Here is a 23,084-nt window from a genome sequence, read left to right as displayed (position 1 = left end):
CTCGACTCACCCGCCAAGGACCACTCACCCGAAGAGGCAAACGTGCCTGAGTACTACTCCAGCATCGGCGAGGCCGTCGGTGCGGCCATGCAGCACAACATCCGGCTCGCCCACCGCAGCGCGGCACCGGGCTCCGACAAGCCGCTGCAGGTCAGGCGCCTGCCCAACGCTTCCGCCGATCCGTACTCGGTTCGCGGGATGATTTCTCGCCTCCACGAGGACGCCTCGCCCGATGAGGTGGCGGGCATCATCGAGGAGGTCAACGGCGCACTGGTCGGGGCTCTGCCCGAGCTGACCGAACCCGTCGCCTCTGCCGCCGACTGGACTCGCGCCCGTCTCGACTTCGACGACCCGCATCACAATCCGACTTTCGAGACGTGGACCCGACTGGCAGCCGCGTACGGAATGCTCCAGGACGTCCGTGAGCAGTTGGAAGTCGCCGAGGACGGTCTCGCTGCCTGTCCCGCAGAGCGCACGGCCCCCCCGGCACCACCAGATGGTCAACGTCTTGCGCAGCCGGGAGTTGCTCGACGATGTCCTCGGTGCCGAGGCTGCTCCTGTGTCGTCCGCTGCCCGGAACGTCGATTCAGACCGGCAGCGGGCGGCCCGCGCCTCGTCGCCGCGCGCCGGAACATCGCCGTCGACCGGCAGTCCGCCGGCCACCGCAGCACCTCCGCCCGCGCCTCGTTCTGCCGGCCGACCCCGCTGAAACGTTCCGCCTCAGACGTCCAGGAGTACCCCCATGATCTGCACGAGAGCCGAGCGCGCCCCGCCCCTGCCCGCTCGCACACCCAAGGAACCGCCGTGCCTTCCCCGCGCACCAGCGCGCCCTCGACCACCACCGGGTCGGACGCGCTCCTCTACCTCCTGTTCGGCATCCTCGGCGCCGCCATGGCCTTCGGCTCCCTGGCCTGGCTGACCGGAAATCTCACCAACACCTTGGTCGGGAGCGGAACATGGGCCCCCTTCCGTATAACGGATGCGCTGCTGCACCCGGAGGTGCTGTGGCCGGCCCTGAGCACCAGCATGCTGATGGTCGGCGCCCGCGTCGTCCCCGCCCTGTTCACCGTTGCCCTGCTCGTCACCGCTGCCGTGCTGCGGATGCGGTGGCGTGCCGGGTCCAAGTCCGGCCTCGCCCGGAAGGCGGACCTGGCGCCGCTGCTGGACAAGGAGATCGTCGCTAAGGCGAAGAGCCTGCGCCCGAGCCTGGGCGGCCGGGAGAGTAAAAGAGGTCCTGCCCGCTGACCGCGGCATCCTGCTCGGCACCCTCGATCCCGGCCGTGCGGAGGTCCGCGCGTCCTGGGAGGACGTGATCGTCGCGATCATGGCCCCGCGTTCCGGCAAGACGTCCGGGCTGGCGATCCCCGCGATCCTCTCGGCACCGGGCCCGGTCCTGCTCACCAGTAACAAAGCCGCGAACGACGCCTTCACCACCACGGTGGACGCCCGTGCCCAGGTCGGCACGATCTGGACCCTCGATCCGCAGCAGATCGCCCACCACCCGCGCGAGATGTGGTGGGACATCCTCGCTGACGCCCGCGATCTCGGCGGGGCGAAGAGGTTGGCGGGGCACTTCGTGACGGCGAGCGTGGACGAGTCCAGCGGCTCCGACTTCTGGTCCACCGCCGCGAGCAACACCCTCGGCGCCCTCTTCCTCGCCGCCGCGTCCCACCGGAGGCCGATCACCGACGTCCTGGCCTGGCTCGCGATGCCGGCCGACCGCACCCCGGTCGACCTGCTCACCGACGCCGGCCACCATGCCGTCGCCGCCCAGCTCCAGGGCACCGTCTCCGGCGCGACCGAAACGCGCGACGGCATCTATGAGACAGCCAGGCAGTACGCGAGCTGCCTGCTCGACCCGGACGTCGCCGCCTGGGTCACCCCGAACGAGGACCTCCCCGAGTTCCAGCCGTTCGCCTTCGCCACATCCCGCGACACCCTGTACCTGCTGAGCAAGGACGGCGGCGGCAGCGCGTCCGCGATCATCGCGGCGGCAGCCGACGCCGTGATGCGCGCGGCCGTGATCGTCGCCGAGCGCTCCGGCGGACGACTCGACCCGCCCGCCCTGTGCGTCCTCGACGAGGCGGCGAACGTCTGCCGCATCTCGGACCTCCCTGATCTCTACAGTCACCTGGGCAGCCGAGGCGTCATCCCGATGACGATCCTGCAGTCCTACCGTCAGGGCCAGCGGTGCTGGGGCGAGGCCGGTATGGACGCCCTGTACTCCGCCGCCACCATCAAGATCATCGGATCGGGCATCGACGACGCCGACTTCGCCGACCGGCTCAGCCGTCAGGTGGGCGACCACGACGTCCAGACCACGTCGGTGTCGACCAGCGAGGGCGGCAAGTCCACTTCGGTGAGCATGCGCACCGAGCGGATCCTGCCGCCGGACGCCATCCGCGCCCTGCCCAAGGGCAAGGTGCTGCTGCTAGCCACCGGCATCCGGGTCGCCATGCTCAACCTCAAGCCCTGGTACAAGGGGCCCGCCGCCAAGGTGGTCGGCCCGGCCTCCGCTCACGCCACGAAGGCGATCACCGAGCGAGCCCTCGCGAAGAGCATCGGCCACGACGACCTCGGGCTGTCGGCATGAGCGCGCCCACACAGCGCCCCCGACGGTTGGCCCATTCGCCGGTCGTTCGGCACGGCGGCCAGTGGTGGCTGGACGGCGGGGCCGGCTCGGTCCCCTCCTCCGATCCCGCGTTCACCGCCGTCCTGGACGACTTCGCCCAGGCTATGGCCGCTGCGGACCGCGCAGTCGCCGACCTCCGTATCCAGCAAGGTCAGCCTTCCGCTGCTGATCCAGGCGGCCGTCGATGAACCCGCTGAATCGCGCCGAGCAGGCGGTCCTCGGTGCCGTGCTCCTCGACCCCGAGCAGCTCACGCACTTGGTGTGGCTTGCCCCGGACCACTTCTACCGGCCCGTCCATCAGGCGTTGTTCGGCGCGCTCCGCAAGCTCAGCAACGACGGGCATCCTGCACTCTCGACCCATGGTCCGTTGCCGCTGTCGTGGGTGACCGACGCAGTCGACGAGGCCGGTCTGCACGTGCGAGGGCTGACCGCGGCGTACGCCCACACCCTGATCCAGGCGTGTCCCCACACCGAGCACGCTCCGGTGTACGGCCGCATGGTGCTGGAGGGGGCGATTCACCGCACCGTCGCCCAGCACGCGATCCGTCTCCACCAGGCGGCTCGGGCCGACGCCGTCCAGGGCGAGGTCGAGGAGGCGCTGCGCACGGCGGACATTCTGGCCGGCGTTCTCACCGATCTTGCGCGGCGCTGGGGAACCGATCCCCGTCCGGTCCCACCCGCAGCTCCCGCTGCCGCCACAGACGTCCCGGCGCCGGCAAGGCCCGACCAGGTCGCCGAGGACGAGCGGTTCCTCCTGGCCGTCCTCACCGAGCAGCGCGGCGCCATGGACGAGGTGGTGGCCTGGCTGAGGCCGGGAGACTTCGCCGACCCGACCCACGGGCAGCTCTACCGTTGCCTGGGCGCGCTGCACCACCGCGGCGAACCTATCGATCGGATCACCCTGCTCTGGGAAGCCCAGCGGCGCGGCCTGCTGGCCGACGGCTCCCTGTCGGGCGAGCAACTGACCGCCGTCTGCGAGGGCATGGTCCCTTCCAGCGCCGACTGGTTCGGGCACCGAGTGATGCGCTCCTCCCTCACCCGCACCGCGGCCGCCTCCGCGCGTGCCATTCGGGCTCTGGCCCAGGACGAGGCTCTGGGCCCCGGCCGGCTGATCAACCATGCTCTGCACGCACTCGGTCCACTCGACGAGGTGCGTGCCCGTTGGGCCACCGCGAACGGCACTTTGGCTCCGAAGCCCACGGCATCCACTCCGTCTACGGGCGGGCCGCCGCCCGCCCGCGTGAAGGCCGCCCGCGCCCGCAGCACACCACACCCGGGCGCGTCACCCCCAGCCCCGGCCAAGCCCGTCCCCGCGCCGACAGCAGCGCGACCACCCTCGCGCAGCCATCCGTGAGGTCCCTCACCACCAGCCCTTTCCCCGCTTCTCTGGAACTCGCTTTGATCTACGCCATCTCGTCCGCTTCCCCGGACCTACGGGCTACGGCCTCGGAGTTCGACGCCTCGGTGCGCTCTCCGTTGATCGGGTCACTCTGCTCGGGGTACGGCGGCCTCGACCTCGGCGTGCAGTCCGTCCTCGGCGGCACCTTGGCCTGGCACGCAGAGGTCGATCCGAGCGCCTCACGCATCCTGGCCCGCCACTGGCCCGGCGTCCCGAACCTGGGTGACATCACGACCGTCGACTGGTCCACCATTCCCCGGGTCTGCGTCCTGACAGCCGGCTTCCCCTGTCAAAGACGTCTCGGTCGCCGGCCGTCGGGCCGGATTCAACTCCCAGACCCGCTCCGGGCTCTGGCTGCACGTCGCTCGTGCGGTCGCAGCCCTCCGACCCTGCCTGGTTGTGATCGAGAATGTGCGCGGCCTCCTCACCTCCCCCGCCGGTTCCCCTGGCGACATGGAACTCTGCCCGTGGTGTCTGGGAGACACCACAGGTCAGCCTCCTCTGCGGGCACTCGGTGCCGTACTCGGGTCCCTGGCCGACCTCTGGTACGACGCGAAGTGGCTCGTGCTTCGCGCCTCCGATATCGGGGCCCCGCGCCGCCGCGAGCGCGTCTTCCTCGTTGCCTGGCCCGCCGGACACCCTGCTGAAGACGCCGACCAGCAACATCGCGAAGAACGGCGGCTCGCAGCATCCGTCGAAGAGGAAGAGCGGGGGTCACGGGCCGAGCCTGGCCGACGAGGTCGAGTGGCTGCTGCTGCCGACCCCGAAGGCGTCGGACGGCATCAAAGGCTCGCCGAACCAGCGGCACGGCAATGGCGACATGACGCTGCCCAGCGCTGCGGCGTCGCTGTTGCCCGCGCCGAGGGCCAGCCACATGCGCACAGCGGGGCGCCGCCCCGGGAAGGAATGGCGGCCTCCCTTGTCGCCGGTGGTCCTGTCGCTCTGGGCGGAGGAGACACCGGAGCCCGAGGAGCGGACCGGCGATGGGGAGCGTACGGAGCGGCCATCACCCGATGGGAGAGGCTCACCCGTCCTGCCCCGGCGCCCACGGACGCAGCGGGTCGACTCCGCGCGGACTTCGTGGAGTGGATGCAGGGCCTCGACGCCGGCTGGGTCACCGCCACTCCGGGGCTGGGGCGGCCGGCGCAGCTCACCGCGCTCGGCAACGGCGTCGTCCCGCAACAGGCAGCTCGGGCAATGCAGTTGCTGGCACCGCACTTCCCCCGCTGTCCCCGCTGCGCGGTCCGGTAGCGCTCCACTACCGCGTTTCTCCGGCCGGGCCAAACCGCTGTTTCTCCGGATCCTCTCGGGCATGTCGCCGTCTCACAGATGGAGTACACCCTCATGTCCGACACCAGCCCGACCGCCCCCGGCCCCGAGCCGTTCCGCGTCTCCGACGGAGATCTCGACGACCTCGCCAGCACCCTTGCCAAGACGATGGCAGAGGTCAGGCAGCACGGCGTCATCCTCGACCGCCTCGGCTCCGAACCCGAGTCTGCTGCCAGCCAGCCGACGGACGAGGTGACGGACGCCGAGGCGGCCGGCGGCAAGAAGGCCGACCGCCCCGCCTCGGTGTTCATCCTCGCCCTGGGCGGCGAAGCGTACGCCGTCGAACTCGCCGCCCTCAGCGACTGGGTGAACTACCTCTTCCTCCCGGTGTACGGCCGGGAGATCAGCACGAGTCGCCCGTGGTGTGCGCAGTGGCGCGAGCACCCCGAGGCCGTCGCCCGGCTCCACGCGCTCTGGCTCGCCTGGCAGCAGTTCACCGACACGGAGGCCGGCCTGTCCGGCCCGTCGACCTGGCACCGCGACCACCTGGACCAGACGTTGGCGCACCTGCGCGCCCCCGACGGGCCCTTCGCGGCCTGCACGACCAGCCCAACCCGCCCCAACCATCGCGTGCTGGCCACCCCCGCGCCCGGGCAGCCCGGAGTGGCGGCGTGAACAGCGGCCTCGACTTCGACCTCGACGATCTCTCGCCAGTCGACGACGCCTCCAAGGAAGCGATGGAGACTTTCTGGGCCGGCGAGCTGACAGTGCTGTCCCAGCACCACACCACGCCCAACGGCTCCCACAGCTTCGTCCTCGCCCACGACCGATCGGTCACATGGGGGATACCTGGTGAGCCGCAGCTCGTCGCGATCTCGGTGGCGCGGGATCTTCGACAGTCCACGTTCACCTTCGAGACGAGCCACCACGCCACGGCGTCCTTCGCCCAGAACTGGCTGGCAGAACGCGGTTGCCCGCTCGATCCGATCGCGCTGCGAGGTGGGGACTACATCGAACCCGCCGACGACCTCACGGTGCAGGTGGAACAGCAGATCCAGAAGTCGGGCACGCGCTACGAGGTCCTCGACACGTGCACCTCCGACTACGACCCCAGCGAGGCGTGGACGCTTGTCCGTGACTCCTGCGCTACCCAGACACCGATTCGCCTCTTCCACGAGGAGTGGGACCACGACGCCGGCACGTACACGATGCGCGAGGGCGCCTTCGCCGATGTCGAGGCCGCCCAGACCTGGCTGAACGAGCGCGGCGGACCGCTGCCGGAGCCACCGGAGTACAGCGATCACAACGGTGCCGTCGTCCGGGCCCGCATGGCTCGCACTGCCCTAGCCCGGTCAGCCGGTGCCGCCGCGTCGCCACAGACCGGCCTCGACGCGCCCCGCACGACCCCGGCGGTACCGATCCAGCGTCCGGTGCAGGGGAGGCTGCTGTGAGCCGCGCCCGTTTCGCCTTCGCCGCACATCCCGACGCCATCGCCGACTTGCGGGAACTTCCCGACGAGATACGCGACTTGGCTCTGCTGGAGCTGCAGAACCTGGTGCACGGCAGCGACGACTGCCTGCCGTTGAAGGGCCGTCTCACCGGCTTCCACAAGGTCTACGTCGACCCCTCCGTCGCCTACCGGATGGTCATCCAGTTCCGCCCGGCTCCGCCGACCTCGACCCACAAGCGCGAGATCTACCTCGTCGCTGCCGGCAGCCGGAAGGACTACGCGGTCTACCGCACGGCCCACCTGCGCACCGGTCCCCGACAGAACGTCGGGCCGGACTCCGCCACGGAGGCCCGCGTGCAGGCTGCCCGGTCCCGGTCGTCGCTCACCGCCGACCGGCCGATGGCAGGCCACACAGCCCCTCGGCCAACAGCAGCCCCACCCCCGGCTGCTGCTCCCCGAAAGGTTCCCCAGCGATGACCACCGACCGCGCAGCGCTTACCCGTTCCGAGCTGGCGGACCTCCTCACCGATGCCGCGCAGAGCGTCTCCGGCATCCTCACCGCCGAGTACCCGACGGCCGCCGCCCGCTCCTACTTGCACCCCGTCTTGGGCGCGCTGGCCGCCGGGCCCCGGGTGGTCAGCGAGCTGAACGACCGGCTCGAAGGGGTCGTGGCCGCCGAGCCGCGCCCCGCCACGCCGGCGGGCCTTTTCGCCCTGGCCTCCTACGCGTCAGGGCTGGGGTGGCTCACCGAGTCACTTGCGGAGCTGACTGTCTCGGTCGACGAGATCTGCACCCGCGTGGGCATCCCCACGGCGCCCAGGGCCCCGCTCACCGCTGCGTCCGGCGACATCGAGCGGGACGACGAGTTCGACTTCGCATTCAGCGCACTTGAGCTGGAGGCAATCCGCACCGCGGCCGAAACCGCCGGCCTCGCGCCGGACGACTACGTCAAGGTCCTCTCCCAGTCGCTGCTCGCCGCCTCCCGGATCACCGACGCCTGCATGGAGATCTCCAGCGGACTGCTCGAAGATGCCGGCCTCCTCCGCGAGACGACCGACCACTGCCGGCTCAGCGACGATCCCGGCAGCCTGCCCTGCCTGGTCCGCTCCCTGCTCGCCCGGATGGAGGCGGCGGAGTGAACCCGTACGACGCGACCACGCACCCTGGCACCCATCTCGTCGCCGACACACTCGACGTCACCGAAGCGAGCACCCCAGCCGCAACCGCGGGCGCCGGCGGCCGTGACCGCCCAGTCGGCACCAGGCCGGGGCCCGTGACGGTCGTGAGAACCAGAAGCCACTCGTCGCCGCCACGGCGCCCATGTGCGCTCCAGCCGCTCGTGCTGCTGCGCACGCGGGCGCGTTCCCCTCCTTCAACGCCGGAGACTCGACCATGCTCGCCCCTGATGACCCGAACCGGTACCAAGAGGTGCTGGTAAGCCCCATGTATCTCGCCGGTTCCAACGGGACCGGCGAGGCCGGCTTCGCCCCCGTCGCCCACTGGCCACACCGGTACCTCGACGAGGGGCCCTGTCAGCTCCTCGTCACCTCACCGGATCAGAGGATCCGGATCGGCTGGTTCGGCGACGACTTCGACCTCTGGAAGATCAGCGCGGCTGCCGAGGCCGCATCCGCCACCCGCTGGACCGCCACCTTCAACCACGTCACCCCGGCCGAGATCGTCGCTGGCTTGACCACCGCGCTGGCCCACGATTACGCCGAGGCTGACGCCTACGACGGCAACGGACACTTCCTGGCGCACCCCTCGATCTACTGGGCTGACGCCGTCCGGCCGCTGTTGGATGCCGGGTGGAGGCGCGGCGTGCCCGACTCCCCCGGCATCATCGAGATCATCGCCCCCGACGGCCAGGCCGGAGCTATTGTCGATCGACGCGACTACGGCCCGGACGCCGAGACCGTCACCCTGTGGGCCGGACCACCGGGGTGGGGCACTCGCGCGGAGGCCGTGTTCACCGCTCGCACCCCGTCCCACTTGATCGCCGCGACGGCGTCCGTGGTGGCGGAGTCGGCCCCGGTGATCCGTGAACGGCACCAGATCGACCGGCGAATGCAGCACCTGGTCACGATGACCCCTGTCGCTCCGGTCACCGATACTCACGTCTCCCGTGCTCCGACTCCGCTGGAAGTACGCCGTACTGCAGTCACCCAGGCCGTACACCGTGCCGCGCGGGGGCCACGCACGGCAGCCGACCTCCGGGTGATGGCCGCCCAGAGCCGCTCCGCCGGTGCTGCGCCGAACCGGTCGGGCAGCCTCGCGCCCATGCCCGCAGTCCGGCTGCCGACCAGGGCGTCGGCGCCACGGCAAGGCCGATGACTCCCACAAAGAGCCGTGCGCATCTCCAAGCGATCAGGCGCGTGGCCGAGGCTCGTGGGCCGCCGGGCCCCGTGGCCGCAGAGACGGCGACTCGGCTGACCGAGGCCACTGTCGCCCGCTCCCGGCAGACGCGCACGCCCCGGGCCGCGTGCTTCAAGCGTCCTGTCCGGCAGCCGCCACCGGCCCACTGGTGCCCACACCGGGCCCATGTCGCTGATCGGTTAGCGCGAGTCCTCTTCACAGTGGGCGTCCTCGGCGCAGGGTCCCACCGCGCGGGCCAGCTCCTCCATCGTCAGCTCGACGCACCGGCCTTCGGCGACCCGGCGCTCCACGACCCCCTCGTCCGGCCATCGGTCGGGCTGTGCACCGACGCCCCACTGGCCATCGGCGACCGTCGCAATGTCACCCACGGTCCACGGCCGCCCGGCTGCACGGATCTTGCGCTCCAGCCCGGCGCCGTCCCCATGTCTGCTCGACTCGGCCATGTCTGCTCCCCTTCGCTTCCGTGCGACCCGTCACCACAACCCGGATAGGACAACAGCGGCTGTCTGTAAATTCCCTGGCCTCCCGTCACCTGCTGACGACCTCGAGTTCGCCCACGGCAGACGTCACCCCGGGGAATCGACTACGCACTTCGGCAGGCTGCATGCCAACGTACGGATGTCGGGAAAACCGCAGCTCAACGAAGGGATCGTCCAACCGTGACTGCCTCCGCATCCCTCCTGTCGACCGTCGTCCGCCCCGCCGGAGAAGACGCCCACTGGCTCTCTTCCGACCACTGCGCCACTCCAGTGCTCGATCTCCTGAGCGCGCTCGGCTGGGCGATCGTCGACACCCCAGAGGCCAACGTCCACGCCACCAGCCCCGACGGCCGCGTCTACGTCGGCTGGCTCCCCGAAGACCCGGCTGCGTGGAAGCGCAACATCGTCTGGCACGTCCGGGTGCAGCCCACCGACGGTGACGCCTGGGTCCAGGAGTTCGGTCTCCGCACCCCGTCCGAGGCGGTTGCCGGGTTCCTCACAGCCCTGGTCCCCCATTCCTCGTGCTGATCGCCGAAGGTCCCTTCACCCTTCCTACCGGCTGGCCCGACGACTCCCGTGTCGTCGGACCGAGAAGCCCCGTCAAGCACCCACCACTCTCGGAGATTCTCTTGCCCCAGTACCTGACCGTCGGCCACCTGCTCGGCCAGCTCCAGGACCTCGACCCCGACCTGCCGGTCCGCCTCGCGATCAACCCCGACTTCCCGTTCGCCCACTACGTGGGAGCCGAGGTCGTCGTCCGCGACGGCAAGGCGTACATCGCCGACAACGGGCAGGAGGGGTATCTCCCGGTGGGGGCACGTGACGCCTTCGCCTGGGCCTGACCGATCCCCCTACCACCACGGAGGCTCCTATCTCCTCGCGGTCTCGCCCCTCGTCCCTCATTCCGTTGCACGAAGTCGCCGTACTCCCCATGCCCCACGGCGCACACGGAGCACTTGTCCGGCGCGTCTCCACCCGGCCCGACGGCCCCCTCGACGTCAGCTGGCTCACCGCCAGAACTCCCAGACCTGCCGTCGGCCGTATCCGACTGTGCTGGGAGCCCGCCCCACTCAGCGGCTGGGACGTGACCGCCCACCTCGGCCTGACCACCACCGAGGTACACCTCGGCTCCTGGCCCGCCGCTCCGGACGACTGGCCGAGCCTGGTACGCCCGACCCTGTACGAGGTGACCGGCCTGTGCACCGCCCTTGCATTCGCCACCGACGCCCTCGACCTCTCGAACCGTCTCGCCGGAGTCTGACCCAGGACCATAGAAGGCCGCCCCACGCCGATCAGGCAGGGGCCGTCCACGACTCACCTACCAGCGGCACCCTGCCCCCGGCGCGACCCGGGGGCAGCAGCCTTCATCCCCAACGTGGAGTAGAAGGGCGCTACGCGGCCGGTACCGCGATTCCGTAGCGGGGACACGGTGCTCGACCGCAAGCGAGCGGGTGAACGTTGAGCTGGCCGTGGGTTTCGAACACGAGGAGCGGGACATCGGGCTTTCAGCGGTGTGAGGCGTGCTGGTGCGGCACAGTGCGCCTACCGGCGGCTCATCTCCAGATCGAAGAACTTGAGGACCGACACCACCAGCATGAGTCCGTAGACGGCGTTGATCCGCGTGTACTGTGCGCGCGATACGCCGTGGGCACTCGGGTGCCGACCAAACACGCGTGGGATCGGGTCGCCGTCCGTTGGGAAGTACCTGGCGTGTGCGCACCAGACCGGGGCGAACGTAAGCGCCACTCTGATTTTGTAGTCGTCCAGGTTGAACTTGACGCCCTTGGTCTTGAACTCGTTCTTTGTCAGCTGCAGGCGACTGGCCTTGTCGAAGTGTCGGTGCAGCAGGGAGTCGAGGAGGTTGGCGGCGAGGGCCTGGGCCGCGCTGGTGTGCCCGTCGCGCAGGGCTCGGACTACGTCGAGGCCGAAGCGGCGGCTGTCCTGCAGCCCTGGGTGGTCGATGCCTTCGAGAATCGCTGTGCAGTCGTTGGCTATGCCCCTCCACCGCTGCCCAATGACACGACGGCGAGCCGCCGTGTCAGATGCATCGAGCAGCGCACGTACGGTCTTCGGGCCCGGCACCCACATGAGCGGGATGCCTTCGTCGATCAGCAGCGTCTCTAGCGCCTTGAGGTTCGGGGCAGCGTCTCGGAGGTTCTCTGGGAGGACCTGCCGTCGCAGTTCGACGAGAGACGCGAAGATGCCTTGCCACTGATCCCTGTAGTACTGATTCAGCGGCTCCATGGCCTGGCGGATCACGGAGTTGAAGTTCGTCAGGTCCGCCAGCTGCCTGCCCAGCATTTCAGCTACTGGGTTCGCGGGAACAACTGGCGGCACAAAGGTAACTCGGGGGACTTTGAACCGGACGGAAGCAGTTCCGGAAAGCTGCTTGCTGAGATCTGCTGCCCAGTTTGCGTAGCTGTCCATCAGCGGCTTGAACGCCGCCGAGTAGAAGCGAGAGGGATCAAACGACTCCCGCTTCTCCGGCTCCTCCGAGGGCTTGTGATCTTCCGCCATGCCCGCATGGTCGCATGCTCTGGTTCAGCGCAGTAGGAGTTTTCGCTTCAGTCTCCCGAGTGGAGACCGACGCCCACCAGCCTGACAAGGATCGCACCCGGCGGGCGGCAGCGCCCGAAGCTAGCCGCCCCTTCGCCCGGCACGCTGAGGCGAAACTCAGACACTGCGTCACCGCCACGACGGCGGTACGGCGCGCGCGTTGATCTCGGTGAGGCGGAGTGCCACCATGATGACGAACTGGCGGCAGAACTCGAACTCCTCCTGGTCGGGCGCGTATTCGGGCTCGACGGAGAACTTGGGAGTGTCCGGATTCCCATAGGTATAGCCCACGGCCGGCGTGAGCTGCGTGAATCTTTGGTATTGGTGGTAGTCAACTCCCAGCACCATAAGGCGCATGCCCTCTTGTAGGGCTCGGGTGACATCACGGGTGTGCGTGTACTCCTTGGCCAACGTTTCCGCGGCACGTGGGGGCGCCCCTCTCCGTCCGGCGTGATCAGGCTGGTACAAGGTCGCGTGCACCTGGTCGGCACGCAGACCATGACGGGGAAGCTGCCTGCCGAAGCTGTAGGCGGATAGACCACGCGGTGCAACCGCGTCGTTGACCTGGTCGGTCATGAGCTGTTCAAACGCGATAGCCAACGTGCCCATGGCTTCGAGGCGGTCGCCTTCCGAGTCCAGCTGCGCGGCCCGCTTCAGGTGTGCGCGCGTCTGGCCATGCTGGACTACTTCGGCCAAGTCAAGGTCGTCGAAGGCGAGAGCGAAGACCCTTGGAGTGTTCTCCTCGAAGAAGTGAGCTGTGTCGGCCTTCGCGTCCGCGATGGCGTTCGGGCCTGGAAAGCCGGCCGTGTGCTTGAACCCGTTGCGCAGTTCGGTGAGACGTTTGATCCCGTATTGTCCCTGCAGTTCCACGCCGCCGGGGAAGTTGTTGGGATACAAGCCCTCGAAGAAACGCTTGATGAACCCGTCTTTATCTTTCACAACAGCGCCCAGATGTTCGGCCGCGACGATAAGGAACAGCTCTACAGCGTCGTGGAAGGTCAGCACTGAGGTGAACGAGAGCGGCTCCGGGAGGAGCGACTGCTCGATGCCCTGGCGGTGCAGCAGCCTGACGAAGGCCAGGCTCTTCAAGTGCTGAGGCGAGATCGGCTTGCTGATGCCTGTGCTCCTTGCTGTGAGAGGGCTGGCCTTACAGAGGGGATTCTGCCTCGGGATGGTCCTTCTGCGCCTTCGATTTCGGGTGCAAGTGGCTGCGCGCGGTGAAGGAAGGCAGCCGCTCCCCGTTTACCTTGCTGTGTCGGACACCGGCACCCATGTATGCCTGCTGCGGGTGCAACCTCCGCACCCGCGCTCGTGGTCGCGCCCGGATGCGAAAGGTGATTTCGCGGTCTAAAAACGCCCGGCCTTCTGGCAGTCCAGGCGTCATCGTCGGGTAGCACGCTGGTGCGATGCCACGCCCCGCGGGCGCGGCACCCCTAGGCGCTTTTCGTCTGCTACTCGCCTACTCCAGGTAGATGCCGACGAAGACACCGTCAAAGCCAAGCGCGACCAGGCCCTCTTCGACACTCGGGTAGGTCGCCCCGTCCGGGCCGCCGATCAGTGCATCGAAGTCGGCGCGGCTGATCTCGGGTTCGAGCCACTGGTTGCCGCACCGGCAGCGGATCCATACGTTGCGGCCGTGGTTGATGAGCAGCCAGTCGCGTCGGGCACGGCAGGCGGGGCACATCACGGGGATGCCCCCGAGGGCGAGTTCGCGTGCGTGGCCGACGCAGCGGATCGCGCCGGGGCCATCAACCGCCCGCGTCTCGTACTGGAGCTGCATCAGCGGGTCGGTGTCGACGGGCAGTGCGGGTGCCGGCTCCGTGGCGCGGTTGGTGGTTCTGGGCACGAGCGTCATCTCCCGGTAGTCGGTCCTGTTTTCATCCCTAACAGCCGGTGGAATCGGCTGTCCATACGTTTCGCGGCGTCCGCTCGGTGAGTGGGCGACTGCCCTACGAGCTGGTTAGCGACGTGGTGGGCGGCGGTCGGGGTCTGAACCTGCTGGCCGCGTCACCGCTGCTGAGGCGTTCCGTTCAGTGGTGCGGCTGGTCGACGTCTTGGCCTGGCGGGTGCCGGCCTGCGGGCGACGTGTCGCTTCGCTCGGGTGTGCCGGGAGCTGAGCGATGCGCCGCAGGCGCCAGACCAGCACGTCGTTCACGTCCTCCGCGCTGGTGAGTTCGCGCATGTCGATGGCCTGTCGCAGGAGGGCTTCTGAGTCATGGCCCGCCTGCTCCACCTGGGCGAGGGTAGCGAGCAAGGCGTCGGGCAGCCTCGCCTTGCCGCCTGCTCGTACCTCCCACTCCGGCAGGACCGCGCTAAGTGTGGCTTCGTGCGAGCGGCGTCGGGCTTCTGGCAGGGAACGGCCCTGGTCGTGCAGTACACGCATCGGCGTGGCGGCGGCATGCCGGTAGGCGATGCGCAGGTGCTTCGCGGCCTGCCGTGAGGCATGGGCCTGCTGGGCGTGACCGCGGGCGGAGTGCCAGCGAGCGGCGGCCAAGGTGACCAGGACGAGGGTGGAGACCAGCATGGCAGTGGTGCCGCCGTCCTCGCCCCGGCCGAGCGCGCCGCCGGCCTGGACGATGCCCCGGGCGGCCGAGCGGAGAGCCCGGGTGTCGGCGCGTTCTGCGCGGACGTGGCTGCGGGTCGCCCGCTCGAAGGCACGAGCTGCGGCGGCCAGTTCGGCGCGCGTGGCGGCCGGGGAGGTCTGGGCCACCGCGTCCAGGAGTTCTCCGACGCCGACGAGTTGAGCGGCGGCCTCGCCGTCCTCGTCACGGTCCAGGAGAACGGCCGAGCGCTCGGCGATGCCGCTCGCACTGCGTCGTTCACGGGCAGGCGGGGACCAGTCCGTCCGGCTTTCTGTGGACGAGGGCGTGCTCGGGTCGGCGGTATCGTCGTCCAGCCGGTGGCGAATCTTGGGCAAGGAGAGGTCCGGGGCCAGCTTGGAGCCGGGGTACCAGACCGGTTCGCCACTACGGTTGCGGTCCCCGGGTAGGGCCACGTTGTAGCCGATGGCGTCGCCGGACGGAGCGGTCCGCGTCTTCACGCGCAGTCCTGCCTCACGGAGTCGGGTAAAGAACTCCTCTTCTGTGGCCGCGCCGGCGAGGGCCCGACGGACGGCTTCGCGAAGCGTTTCGCGGGGCGCTTCTGGTCGGCCGGTGCGCTCTGCCTTGAAGCGTTCGGCGCTGGTGGGGGTCTTGGCTGCAGTCCCGTCGCCCGGCTTGAGGCGGCGCAGCCCCATCTCCTTCTCGATGCGGCGGCATTCTGCCTGGGCCTTTTTGAAGTCGTAGTTCATTCGGGGGCGGCGCAGGTCGCCTCGCACCATGGTGGCCAGGATGTGGATGTGGTCGTCGGCGTGGCGTACGGCGACCCACCGGCAGCCGTCCGGGTCGCCCTCGGGGGCGAGGTTCACGGCGTGGACCAGGCGGCGGGCAACGGTGTCCCATTCTGCGTCGCTCAGCATCCGGTCGCCGGGGTCGGTGCGGACCGAGCAGTGCCAGACGTGCTGCGTGGGTGCGCTGTCGCCGACCTGCTTGACCCGCAGGTCCAGGGCGGCCGCGAGGCGAGCGAGGGTGACCTTGGGGTCGGGGTCGGGGCTGGTGTCGCGACCTGGGTCGGGGGCGAAGCCGTCCCAGCTCCCGACGAGGTGGGGGTCGACGTGTTCGTCGCGCTTGCCGGGACCGTACAGGTAGACAAGCAGGCCGTGGGTCCGCGAGCCACGCCGGATCTTGGGGACCATCAGTTTCGCCTCCTTACCAGGGCGTCGGCGGCGTCATCGACGCGAGCCAGGAGCCGGGTCAGGGTTACGAGAGCCTGGTCGAGTTCGCCGGGGCGGGGCTGTCCGCCGGCGTTGTGGACGTAGGCGATCTGGTTGATGTTGTTGCCGATCCGGGCCAGGGCAGTACGCAGGGCGGCCAGCTCGTCGATAGCGGTGTCGAGCTGTTCGTCGGTGTGCAGGGCGGTCGAACCGCGGGCGGCGGCGAGGCCGGCGGTGGCGAGGAAACGGGCGACGGTGATGCTGCGCTGCGCGGCGGCGACGACGATCTCGGCGTGCTCGGTGTCTGAGAGGCGGGTGGTCGTCTTGCGGGTGCGCTCGCTGGGATTTCGTCGGCGGCGGCGCGGAGTGCGGTCGGGAAAGGCGGGCGTACTGGTGCTCGGCTGCTCGCGATGGTCTTCGCGGTCGGCTTCTCCTCCGGTGACCGGCGCCCCCTGGTGCGGGTTGTCCGGCTGGTCCTCGTGCGCCCTCGCTCGGGGACCAGCCGGGCTTCCTCCGCCCTCCTGGGCGGGGGCAAGTGCGTGCGACGGGCCGTAGGACCGTCGTATGCGACAACTTGCTCCGCCAGGAGCCGTCGTGGGGTCACGCTGCTGTCCGATGGTGGTGACCACCGGGTCGTCGGGGGTCATCGGCTCGTTTCCGGGTCCTGGTGTCGGAGGTTGCGGACGAGGTCCTCGATCCAGTCCATGGCCAGGACCGGATGGTGCAGGGTCCAGGGCCGGTCGTGCTGCTTGCGTTGCACGATCCAGGTGGTGTCGGGGCCGGACTGGGCGCGGTGGAGGTGGCCGTGCTGATGCAGGACGGTCAGCCAGGAGTCGACTTCGGCGGGCGTGGCCGGGTGGGTGCGCATCAGGTGTTCTCCGCTTCTGCTGGCGGGACGTCGGGCGGGCCTACGGAGCGGGCGACCGGCCGGGGTGACCGGCTCGGTCACCCGCTCCGTGGAGGTCCGGTCAGGTCCGGGAGGGGGTAACCGGCTGGCGGTGCTGCTCGCGGAGCTGGGCCATGAGCGCGGTCAGGGTGTCGCTGGACAGCGGGATCTGCTGGCCCCGGATCGCCTGGGCGACCACCTTGCGGGTCAGCTTGTCCTCGGCCCTGACCGCTGACCGGGCGATCTCCAGCAGCTCCTCGGTGTCTGGGTCAGGCCGCCGACCGCCGGGTGTCCGGGCGGCCCGGTCAGTGACAGGCGACGAGGTGACCGGCCGCGTGGTGCCCGCCGTGGGACTGTCCTGTTCACCGTCGACCTCGGCTGCGTCGTCGGGGCGGCTAGTGACCGTCCGCGCCCTGTCCGTCTGTCCCGGCAGGTCAGGAGCCCCGTGGTCTCGATCGCGGTCGCCGGTGACCACCTGGCTGCTGTCCGCTGGCTTCGCGTCCCCGGTCAGTGACCGGGTGGCGGTGGTCTGCTTGGCCAGGGACAGCGGCAGCCGGTCGGTCAGGGCGGTGGCCGACTGACCGGGCTCGACCTGACCGGTCATCGGCCGCTGCTGACCGCCTCGGTCAGTTCGGGTGACCTCGATGGCATCACCCCGGTCGGTCTGACCGAGGTGACCGGTCAGACCGAGGTTCTCCCGGTCACTGTCCCTGACCGAGCCCCGCGCGATGAGGATGTAGAGGTGGACCGCTCCGGCCAGGGCGAGCGGGGCGATGGTGGACAGCACCGCGACCACCGCGTCACCGAGTCGGAGGCCGGTGCCGGCGACCGCGCCCACGTTGAGCCGAACCGCGTGGAGCGCGTTGGCCCAGATGCTGGCGGCGGTGGCTGTGCCGAAGAGCGCCCAGACGTAGAGCCGGGCACGCAGGGGCGCGTCGCGCAGGACGAGGAGGGCCCGGATGCCGTAGGCGATGAACCCATCGATCACCAGAGGGAAGAGGTAGGTGAGGAAGCCCCGGATGTGGATGGCGACAGCCATCTGCTGGAGGGCGTCGTACGACAGCGCGCATCCCGCGCCCCCGAGGGCGATGACGACCGCGCGGTCCCAGCCGGATATGTGCGCCGGCTTCGCCGTGCTCGTGGTGGTCATGCCGCCGTCCCGAAGTCGTCGCGGTGCAGGCGCTCGCCGCTGGTCCCGGGTGGCGCAGGGGTCTTCGCTGTCTGGTCCAGGTCTCGGTTGCGCAGGGCACGGCGGGTTTCGCGGTAGAGCTTCTGGGCGTGCTCCTCGGTGATCTTCAGTAGCCAGGCCAGGCGCTGCACGCTCACCCCGTGGCGGTAGGCGGCGTAGACGACTGCGCGGCGTTCGGCCTTGGTGAGATGGACGTCGCGTCCGTCGATGGTGTCGTTGACGCGGCTGTAGTCGAGGCGGTGGGCGATCTTCTCGTGCAGTGGCCGGCGCTCCTCCTCGGTCAGTCCGCCTCGGATGCCGTCGGTGGTGCCGCTCTCCAGGGCGGCGTCCAGGCAGGTGCGGCGCACTGGGCACTGGCCGCACAGGGCCTTCGCGGTAGCGATCTTGACGGTCTCGTCGGGCTCCGGGAAGAAGACTTCGGGGTCCACCGGGTTGTACTCGGAGCTCTGGCAGACGGCATCGGCCTGCCAGGTGTGGTCGCCGAGCTGACGGTGGCGGGCGGGGCTGTTCGTCGTGCTGGTCATGCGGGGGTGCTCCGATCGCTCTCCGCGCGCAGGGGCGTCGGCGGAGAGGTGCGCTGGTCGGGAGGTACTCGGGGCGGCGCGGGGGGGGTGGCCTGCGGTGAGTCAGGCGGCGGTGCGGCGTCTGCGGTCGACGGCCTCGAACTCGACCCGAGTGGTCATCTGCGCGAGCCTGCTGGTGACGCGGTCGCCGAGGTAGGCGCGGAGGTCCCTGATCGCCAGGTTGGTGGTGATCAGCGTGGGGAGTTCGTAGTTGTACCGGCGGTTGATCAGCCGGTACGTCACTTCCTCGACCCACTCGCTCGCCTTAGCCGCGCCGAGGTCGTCGATGATCAGCAGCGGGCAGCGGCTGAAGGCCGCGAGCTCCCGCTCGCTGTCGACTCCGGGCCGGGGGCGGAGATCCGCGTACAGGTCGGCAGCGGTGGTCGCGCACCAGCGAACGCCGACCCCGCACTGCACCACCGCTCGGACCGCGCCGTACGCCTGGTGCGTCTTCCCCGCGCCGACGACCCCGGCCATCAGCAGGCTGGGCCCGGTGGTGACCTGGCGCCGGGCTCCTCTGCTTGGGGCGACCGCCGCCTCGGTGACCTCCCGGACCCAGTCCAGGACGGTGGGGTGGTCGGCGACAGCCGCCTGGTAGCGCGGGGGCATCCCGGCCAGCAGGGCGTCCAGCGGGGAAAACTGCTCGGAGTCGTCGGGGAGCGCGGCGGCGTCGGCCGGGTTGATGTTGCGGGCGGCCAGGATCCTGGCCATGCGCTCCAGAGCGCCTTCGTTCCCGATGAGCTGCGGCTCGCGGTGACGGGTGTGCATCACAGCTCCTCGGCGTAGGCGGCGGAAGCGTTGGCCGGGTTGGTCCACGCCTGGTGGGCGGGCACGTCAGGCCGGATTCCCGGCCTCGCCAAACCGCCAGGGCGAGCGTTCATCGCCTCGTTGACCATGCTGGTCAGCACGCTCGGGTGCTTCGGGTTGGCCGCGAAGTTCCCCAGCCCGGCTCGGATGTGCTCCGGCGCGATGCCCTCACCCAGGAGCTTCTTGGTGATCCGTCCGAGGTGGCCGATCACGTCGCTCGGGGGACGCTCGTCGCATCCGGCGACGTACTCCCCGACCAGGTCCTTGGCAGAGACGCCGGCTGCGGGCGCTGTGCGCCCCGTAGGGACAAGAGATCCAGGATCCAAGATCCTAGATCCAGGCGCCGAGCTCTCGGGGAGGCTTCGGGGAAGGTTCGGGGAGTCCTCAGAGAATGTGCTCTGACCTGCACTCTTGGCTCCAACCCGCCCGGGTGCGCTGATCGCGCCGTCGGTAACCTCCTGCCGGTCGACCGCGGGCCCGTCTGGGTCGTTCGGCGTCCTCGATGCGGGCACGGCAGGCAAATCGAGGGCTCGGGGAGCCCTCCCCGAAGCCTCGGAGAGCCCTCGGGGAGGGATGGACGAGCTCTCGACCCGCCTGGTGCAGGAGCCCTTGCAGGGTGCGCATCGGTCGGCGGTCTGGTGCTGCGGACACGAAGGCAGGCGCGACTGGCTCGCCTTGTCGATCTTCTGGTGCGCGGACCAGGTCACGATGTGGAGGTAGCGGCGGCCGTCGCATCCGGTGTATCGGCAGACCAGACCGGCGCTCGCGAGCTGGTGGAGGTCGTCCTCGACGTGCACCGAGGTGTGCTCGGCCCGGAGGGGCCAGAGGAGCCCCGCGATGATCGCGGCGTTGTCCCTGTGACGACCGTGATCGTCGGCCTGGGTGAGCAGGCCGAAGAAGGTCCTCTCGGCAGCCACGGTCACTTCGGCGAGTGACTCGGAGGTGAACGCCTCCGGCTTGATGGTTCGGATCCGGGCCATGTCAGCGACCCCGATCGGCGGCGACCAGGTCGCTGCGAGTGAGGGTGGCATCGGTGAGGCAGAAGGTGTTCGGGCGCCTCCAGTCCGCCTCCGGCCAGGCCCGTAGGATCCAGCGGGTCGCGATCCTGGCGGTGGGGCGGCCCAGCTCCACGGTCCTTCCGGCCTCGTCCTTCACGATGGCGTTGAGGTGAGGCCACGTCTGCGCCGGGTCCATGAGGCTGACCCGGATCGTGGCCGCACCCGGAATCATGTCGGCGAGCTGGGCGGCGAGGCGTCGCGGACGGCCGTCGTCCGGGCAGGCCGGACTTCCGCTCGGCGTGGCGAGCATGCGATACTCCGTTGTTCGTAGGAGCGCGGTGCGGCGGTCTCGTGCAAGAAGCCCTGCCGCCCGCGTGATGTGTAATTGGCCCCCTTGGGGTGCCAGCCCGGCGCCCCGGAGTTGGTAGCTCCCCGGCGCCGGTTTCAGTTTTCGGGCCAGATCACGGGTCGCGTGCCGTCATCCGTCCCGTCTCCTTCCCAGTGGTCGTTGCCCCCCTCGGGGCCCTGCCCGGCGGGGGACGACGAACATACGTAGACCTCCGCGGACAAGTCCATCCCGTTGCCCAGAAGATCCATTGCGGTCGACTCACCACCTCGACTGGAGCTGGACAGGCCGCGTCGAGAGCGATCCGCTCCGGCTGGGCATCGATCGCGGCGCGCATCGCGCGGCCAGTCATGACAGAGGAATAGACACAGGTATCCCCCGAGGGCTGACCCCGTCGAGGTGAGCCCGATCAACAGGTGCGATACGGAAACGTACGTCAGTTTCGCATATGCATCAACCCTGGCTTACAGTTGCCCTAGACGCCGACGCCTTCGCCATCTCACAGGAGTTCATGTGCCCCCACGTCAGTTCGACGGCAGCCTCGTGCGCGCTGTCCGTCGACGCAGGGACATGCACCAGAGAGAGCTCGGCGAGATGGTGGGTGTCAGCGGCGCCACTGTCGCGCGATGGGAGTCGGGGCAGGACTTCCCCAAGGGCGAGAAGCTGCCGGCGATCGCATCGGCGCTGGGTCAGCCGCTCGACGAACTGTTTCCCCACGAGGGGCCGCCCGACCTACAGCTTCTACGGTGCGACGCCGGTTTCAGCGTGTCGGAAGCCTCCGAGATCATCGGGGCCAGCCGGGTCCCGGTAAGCAATGCCGAGTCCGGCCGGCGAAGGCTCAACGACAACTATGTGCAGCCGCTGGCGACGGCGTACGGAGTCACTGAGGACGAGTTGCTCTCGGCTCAGGACCGCTCGTTCGGCATTCGCCCCGCATCCCTGCGCGACGATCAGAAGGCCGCGCCGCACACGATCGGAGAAAAGATCAACTTTCTCCTGCAGTACGGCCTCACCGGCGAGGAGGCTCTCTCGGACGCGGAGATCGCACGACTCGTCAATCACCACGTGCCAGCGGCAGCCGTCACCGCCGAGGTGATCGCGCATCTGCGCGAAGGCACGGTAACCGAGGCTTCCGACGATGTGCGCGCCGGCCTCGCCCGCGCCTTCGAGGTACCACCCTGGCTGTTCGGGGATGACGCCGAACTGACCCCTTTGGTCCGGGAGTTCCTGGAGGCGATTCGTTTCATCGGCTCGATCCACCAGGGACAGGTGCTCGGACTGGCCGCACGCGGCAACAGCGAGGGCCTGTCCGTCGAGATGATGGCCGGCATCAACAGGCTCGTCGGAGAACTGCGACACAAACTGCCCGAGGTTCAAGACGGGGAGTGACGCCACCGGCAGGCGTTATCGCCGACCGGATGCGGCTCTACCGCTCCGCGGGCGTGTCTGATGACCTCGTGCGACCACCGGCCGCTCGGCTCTGGCAGTGCCACTACGGAACCCGCGGCGACACACGAAAGGGGCGACGCCTTGACCTCTGCATGGGTCAAGGCGTCGCCCCTTTCGCGCAGACGCAGATCGCCGCCGATCTAGGAGGCAGTCAGGTCAACGCCGAGAAGTTCGGACAGGGTCGCGACCGTCTGCTTGGGGTCCTGGTTGTGCACTCCCGCGAGGCCGAGCTGCTCCGCTGCCTGAACGTACGCCTCGGTGTCATCGACGAAGATGCACTCCTCGGCCGGCAGACCCATGAGCTTGAGCGTGGCCTCGAAGAGCTGAGGGTCCGGCTTGCGCATCAGGTGGTGCTCGCTGATCACGACGACGTCGTACAGCGTCCCCAGCTCGTAGCCGTCGTACAGGTCCCACGGAGCCAAGCCCACCGAGTTGGAGAGGATCCCGACCTTGATACCGGCCTGGCGGGCCGCAGCGGCAGCGTCGATCAGCAGCGGCTCAGGACGGAGGTCACCGAAGATCCTGCCCATCAGGTTGTCCGCCGGCACGTTCAGCATCCTGCCGGCGAAGTCGTTCCATTCAGTCTGGGACACCACGCCGCGCTCTAGATCACTGGTGATCCGGACGCCCTCCGGGTCCTTGTACAGGGCGGTGAGGCATGCACCCTGCGGAAGCCCTTCACGCTGCTCGAACGCGAGCACTGCGGGCAGCAGCGGGGTGGTGAGAACGCCTCCGAAATCAAGGATGAGGCCGGTACGGCGGTTGGACATGCGGAGAACTCCATTGCTGAGATTTCGGACGCCTATCCAGACCGGACAGCGTCGCGGACCCGGCGCACACAGCGGTAGCAGATGCTGAGCACCGAAGGCCGGGAAGTGCGTTTAAGGGGCGGGGCAAGACCTTTCTGTCCGCCTTACCCACGGTACCAGCCGAG

The 23,084-nt window shown here is 69.4% G+C and carries 26 protein-coding genes and 2 pseudogenes; 14 read left to right on the top strand and 14 right to left on the bottom strand.

The features are described from left to right. Positions 1-42: 42 nt before the first annotated feature. From ACIA8D_RS26770 to ACIA8D_RS26750, 5 genes and pseudogenes are all read left to right on the top strand, one after another. Positions 43-1,245 (top strand): hypothetical protein, encoded by a 1,203-nt coding sequence (locus tag ACIA8D_RS26770; RefSeq protein WP_399236085.1) that lies wholly within the window; start codon positions 43-45, stop codon positions 1,243-1,245. Between the two features lie 79 nt (positions 1,246-1,324). After that, a complete protein-coding gene (locus tag ACIA8D_RS26765; protein ID WP_399236083.1) occupies positions 1,325-2,593 on the top strand; it encodes a type IV secretory system conjugative DNA transfer family protein in 1,269 nt (422 codons plus the stop codon). Positions 2,594-2,816: 223 nt separating this feature from the next. Further along, positions 2,817-3,986 carry a DnaB-like helicase N-terminal domain-containing protein gene (locus ACIA8D_RS26760; RefSeq protein WP_399236082.1) on the top strand — a complete coding sequence of 390 codons (1,170 nt, stop codon included), beginning with the start codon at positions 2,817-2,819 and terminating at the stop codon, positions 3,984-3,986. Further along, a pseudogene (locus ACIA8D_RS26755) lies at positions 3,983-4,264 on the top strand (hypothetical protein); the annotation flags it as partial. The gene ACIA8D_RS26760 and the pseudogene ACIA8D_RS26755, both read left to right, overlap by 4 nt. A 121-nt stretch (positions 4,265-4,385) precedes the next feature. After that, a pseudogene (locus ACIA8D_RS26750) lies at positions 4,386-4,619 on the top strand (C-5 cytosine-specific DNA methylase); the annotation flags it as partial. 126 nt (positions 4,620-4,745) lie between these two features. Here ACIA8D_RS26750 and ACIA8D_RS26745 read toward each other — a convergent pair. Beyond that, positions 4,746-4,907 (bottom strand): hypothetical protein, encoded by a 162-nt coding sequence (locus ACIA8D_RS26745; RefSeq protein ID WP_399236080.1) that lies wholly within the window; start codon positions 4,905-4,907, stop codon positions 4,746-4,748. Between the two features lie 468 nt (positions 4,908-5,375). On the opposite strand from ACIA8D_RS26745, the gene ACIA8D_RS26740 reads away from it, so the two are divergent. The 5 genes from ACIA8D_RS26740 to ACIA8D_RS26720 all read left to right on the top strand — a co-directional run bounded on the left by ACIA8D_RS26740 (position 5,376) and on the right by ACIA8D_RS26720 (position 9,084). Beyond that, positions 5,376-5,975: a DUF4913 domain-containing protein gene (locus tag ACIA8D_RS26740; protein WP_399236079.1), complete on the top strand. Its 600-nt coding sequence runs from the start codon at positions 5,376-5,378 to the stop codon at positions 5,973-5,975. Beyond that, positions 5,972-6,751, top strand: coding sequence for a glycosyl hydrolase (locus ACIA8D_RS26735; protein WP_399236078.1), 780 nt, complete (start codon positions 5,972-5,974; stop codon positions 6,749-6,751). Before ACIA8D_RS26740 ends, ACIA8D_RS26735 begins: the two co-directional genes overlap by 4 nt. Further along, positions 6,748-7,227 carry a hypothetical protein gene (locus ACIA8D_RS26730; RefSeq protein WP_399236076.1) on the top strand — a complete coding sequence of 160 codons (480 nt, stop codon included), beginning with the start codon at positions 6,748-6,750 and terminating at the stop codon, positions 7,225-7,227. The genes ACIA8D_RS26735 and ACIA8D_RS26730 overlap by 4 nt, the downstream gene beginning before the upstream one ends. Next, positions 7,224-7,889 (top strand): hypothetical protein, encoded by a 666-nt coding sequence (locus tag ACIA8D_RS26725; protein ID WP_399236074.1) that lies wholly within the window; start codon positions 7,224-7,226, stop codon positions 7,887-7,889. Before ACIA8D_RS26730 ends, ACIA8D_RS26725 begins: the two co-directional genes overlap by 4 nt. A gap of 253 nt (positions 7,890-8,142) precedes the next feature. Continuing rightward, positions 8,143-9,084: a DUF317 domain-containing protein gene (locus ACIA8D_RS26720; RefSeq protein ID WP_399236072.1), complete on the top strand. Its 942-nt coding sequence runs from the start codon at positions 8,143-8,145 to the stop codon at positions 9,082-9,084. 221 nt (positions 9,085-9,305) lie between these two features. Here the strand turns inward: ACIA8D_RS26720 and ACIA8D_RS26715 are convergent, their stop codons facing one another. Further along, positions 9,306-9,569: a hypothetical protein gene (locus tag ACIA8D_RS26715; protein WP_399236070.1), complete on the bottom strand. Its 264-nt coding sequence runs from the start codon at positions 9,567-9,569 to the stop codon at positions 9,306-9,308. A 216-nt stretch (positions 9,570-9,785) separates the two neighbouring features. Here ACIA8D_RS26715 and ACIA8D_RS26710 point away from each other — a divergent pair, with 216 nt between their 5' ends. From ACIA8D_RS26710 to ACIA8D_RS26700, 3 genes are all read left to right on the top strand, one after another. Then, positions 9,786-10,133, top strand: a complete 348-nt coding sequence (locus ACIA8D_RS26710; protein ID WP_399236068.1) for a DUF317 domain-containing protein — start codon at positions 9,786-9,788, stop codon at positions 10,131-10,133. A 101-nt stretch (positions 10,134-10,234) separates the two neighbouring features. Continuing rightward, positions 10,235-10,447 (top strand): hypothetical protein, encoded by a 213-nt coding sequence (locus ACIA8D_RS26705; RefSeq protein ID WP_399236066.1) that lies wholly within the window; start codon positions 10,235-10,237, stop codon positions 10,445-10,447. A gap of 89 nt (positions 10,448-10,536) precedes the next feature. Next, positions 10,537-10,866 carry an esterase gene (locus ACIA8D_RS26700; protein WP_399236065.1) on the top strand — a complete coding sequence of 110 codons (330 nt, stop codon included), beginning with the start codon at positions 10,537-10,539 and terminating at the stop codon, positions 10,864-10,866. Between the two features lie 281 nt (positions 10,867-11,147). Here ACIA8D_RS26700 and ACIA8D_RS26695 read toward each other — a convergent pair whose 3' ends face one another. The 11 genes from ACIA8D_RS26695 to ACIA8D_RS26645 form a co-directional block, all read right to left on the bottom strand. Then, positions 11,148-12,122 carry a hypothetical protein gene (locus tag ACIA8D_RS26695; protein WP_399236063.1) on the bottom strand — a complete coding sequence of 325 codons (975 nt, stop codon included), beginning with the start codon at positions 12,120-12,122 and terminating at the stop codon, positions 11,148-11,150. A gap of 168 nt (positions 12,123-12,290) precedes the next feature. Then, positions 12,291-13,250: a hypothetical protein gene (locus ACIA8D_RS26690; protein ID WP_399236061.1), complete on the bottom strand. Its 960-nt coding sequence runs from the start codon at positions 13,248-13,250 to the stop codon at positions 12,291-12,293. A 370-nt stretch (positions 13,251-13,620) separates the two neighbouring features. After that, entirely contained in the window at positions 13,621-14,016 is a 396-nt protein-coding gene (locus ACIA8D_RS26685; protein ID WP_399236060.1) for a hypothetical protein, read from the bottom strand. Positions 14,017-14,121: 105 nt separating this feature from the next. Then, positions 14,122-15,894, bottom strand: coding sequence for a relaxase/mobilization nuclease domain-containing protein (locus tag ACIA8D_RS26680; protein ID WP_399236058.1), 1,773 nt, complete (start codon positions 15,892-15,894; stop codon positions 14,122-14,124). Beyond that, the gene (locus ACIA8D_RS26675; RefSeq protein WP_399236056.1) at positions 15,894-16,559 is read right to left on the bottom strand and encodes a MobC family plasmid mobilization relaxosome protein; all 666 of its coding nucleotides are present in this window, start codon (positions 16,557-16,559) and stop codon (positions 15,894-15,896) included. Before ACIA8D_RS26675 ends, ACIA8D_RS26680 begins: the two co-directional genes overlap by 1 nt. Further along, positions 16,556-16,780 carry a hypothetical protein gene (locus ACIA8D_RS26670; RefSeq protein ID WP_399236054.1) on the bottom strand — a complete coding sequence of 75 codons (225 nt, stop codon included), beginning with the start codon at positions 16,778-16,780 and terminating at the stop codon, positions 16,556-16,558. The genes ACIA8D_RS26675 and ACIA8D_RS26670 overlap by 4 nt, the downstream gene beginning before the upstream one ends. Positions 16,781-16,880: 100 nt before the next feature. Continuing rightward, positions 16,881-17,948, bottom strand: a complete 1,068-nt coding sequence (locus ACIA8D_RS26665; RefSeq protein ID WP_399236053.1) for a DUF2637 domain-containing protein — start codon at positions 17,946-17,948, stop codon at positions 16,881-16,883. Next, positions 17,945-18,511: a WhiB family transcriptional regulator gene (locus ACIA8D_RS26660; protein WP_399236051.1), complete on the bottom strand. Its 567-nt coding sequence runs from the start codon at positions 18,509-18,511 to the stop codon at positions 17,945-17,947. Before ACIA8D_RS26660 ends, ACIA8D_RS26665 begins: the two co-directional genes overlap by 4 nt. Before the next feature lie 102 nt (positions 18,512-18,613). After that, positions 18,614-19,318 (bottom strand): ATP-binding protein, encoded by a 705-nt coding sequence (locus tag ACIA8D_RS26655; protein WP_399236049.1) that lies wholly within the window; start codon positions 19,316-19,318, stop codon positions 18,614-18,616. Further along, complete coding sequence (locus ACIA8D_RS26650) at positions 19,318-20,337, bottom strand: hypothetical protein (protein WP_399236048.1); 1,020 nt, start codon at positions 20,335-20,337, stop codon at positions 19,318-19,320. The genes ACIA8D_RS26655 and ACIA8D_RS26650 overlap by 1 nt, the downstream gene beginning before the upstream one ends. Before the next feature lies 1 nt (position 20,338). Beyond that, entirely contained in the window at positions 20,339-20,665 is a 327-nt protein-coding gene (locus tag ACIA8D_RS26645) for a transcriptional regulator (protein ID WP_399236046.1), read from the bottom strand. A gap of 549 nt (positions 20,666-21,214) precedes the next feature. On the opposite strand from ACIA8D_RS26645, the gene ACIA8D_RS26640 reads away from it, so the two are divergent. Beyond that, positions 21,215-22,090 carry a helix-turn-helix domain-containing protein gene (locus tag ACIA8D_RS26640; protein ID WP_399236045.1) on the top strand — a complete coding sequence of 292 codons (876 nt, stop codon included), beginning with the start codon at positions 21,215-21,217 and terminating at the stop codon, positions 22,088-22,090. 200 nt (positions 22,091-22,290) lie between these two features. On the opposite strand, the gene ACIA8D_RS26635 is transcribed toward ACIA8D_RS26640, so the two are convergent. Continuing rightward, on the bottom strand, positions 22,291-22,920 hold the full coding sequence (locus ACIA8D_RS26635) for an HAD-IA family hydrolase (RefSeq protein ID WP_399236043.1): 630 nt from the start codon (positions 22,918-22,920) through the stop codon (positions 22,291-22,293). Positions 22,921-23,084 lie beyond the last annotated feature (164 nt).

This window comes from Streptomyces sp. NPDC051684 (genome assembly GCF_044453445.1).
GTDB lineage: Bacteria > Actinomycetota > Actinomycetes > Streptomycetales > Streptomycetaceae > Streptomyces.
The sequence above is the reverse complement of the archived record's forward strand: the minus strand, read 5'-3'. Positions and strand labels throughout refer to the sequence as shown.

Bases quoted from the DNA above. Each gene is read 5' to 3' on its own strand.
- ACIA8D_RS26660 (WP_399236051.1), bottom strand. From the start codon at position 18,511: ATGACCAGCACGACGAACAGCCCCGCCCGCCACCGTCAGCTCGGCGAC.
- ACIA8D_RS26720 (WP_399236072.1), top strand. From the start codon at position 8,143: ATGCTCGCCCCTGATGACCCGAACCGGTACCAAGAGGTGCTGGTAAGC.
- ACIA8D_RS26760 (WP_399236082.1), top strand. From the start codon at position 2,817: ATGAACCCGCTGAATCGCGCCGAGCAGGCGGTCCTCGGTGCCGTGCTC.
- ACIA8D_RS26740 (WP_399236079.1), top strand. From the start codon at position 5,376: ATGTCCGACACCAGCCCGACCGCCCCCGGCCCCGAGCCGTTCCGCGTC.
- ACIA8D_RS26695 (WP_399236063.1), bottom strand. From the start codon at position 12,122: ATGGCGGAAGATCACAAGCCCTCGGAGGAGCCGGAGAAGCGGGAGTCG.
- ACIA8D_RS26700 (WP_399236065.1), top strand. From the start codon at position 10,537: ATGCCCCACGGCGCACACGGAGCACTTGTCCGGCGCGTCTCCACCCGG.
- ACIA8D_RS26725 (WP_399236074.1), top strand. From the start codon at position 7,224: ATGACCACCGACCGCGCAGCGCTTACCCGTTCCGAGCTGGCGGACCTC.
- ACIA8D_RS26645 (WP_399236046.1), bottom strand. From the start codon at position 20,665: ATGCTCGCCACGCCGAGCGGAAGTCCGGCCTGCCCGGACGACGGCCGT.
- ACIA8D_RS26680 (WP_399236058.1), bottom strand. From the start codon at position 15,894: ATGGTCCCCAAGATCCGGCGTGGCTCGCGGACCCACGGCCTGCTTGTC.
- ACIA8D_RS26635 (WP_399236043.1), bottom strand. From the start codon at position 22,920: ATGTCCAACCGCCGTACCGGCCTCATCCTTGATTTCGGAGGCGTTCTC.
- ACIA8D_RS26685 (WP_399236060.1), bottom strand. From the start codon at position 14,016: ATGACGCTCGTGCCCAGAACCACCAACCGCGCCACGGAGCCGGCACCC.
- ACIA8D_RS26745 (WP_399236080.1), bottom strand. From the start codon at position 4,907: ATGTGGCTGGCCCTCGGCGCGGGCAACAGCGACGCCGCAGCGCTGGGC.
- ACIA8D_RS26675 (WP_399236056.1), bottom strand. From the start codon at position 16,559: ATGACCCCCGACGACCCGGTGGTCACCACCATCGGACAGCAGCGTGAC.
- ACIA8D_RS26650 (WP_399236048.1), bottom strand. From the start codon at position 20,337: ATGGCCCGGATCCGAACCATCAAGCCGGAGGCGTTCACCTCCGAGTCA.
- ACIA8D_RS26670 (WP_399236054.1), bottom strand. From the start codon at position 16,780: ATGCGCACCCACCCGGCCACGCCCGCCGAAGTCGACTCCTGGCTGACC.
- ACIA8D_RS26765 (WP_399236083.1), top strand. From the start codon at position 1,325: ATGGCCCCGCGTTCCGGCAAGACGTCCGGGCTGGCGATCCCCGCGATC.
- ACIA8D_RS26715 (WP_399236070.1), bottom strand. From the start codon at position 9,569: ATGGCCGAGTCGAGCAGACATGGGGACGGCGCCGGGCTGGAGCGCAAG.
- ACIA8D_RS26665 (WP_399236053.1), bottom strand. From the start codon at position 17,948: ATGACCACCACGAGCACGGCGAAGCCGGCGCACATATCCGGCTGGGAC.
- ACIA8D_RS26655 (WP_399236049.1), bottom strand. From the start codon at position 19,318: ATGCACACCCGTCACCGCGAGCCGCAGCTCATCGGGAACGAAGGCGCT.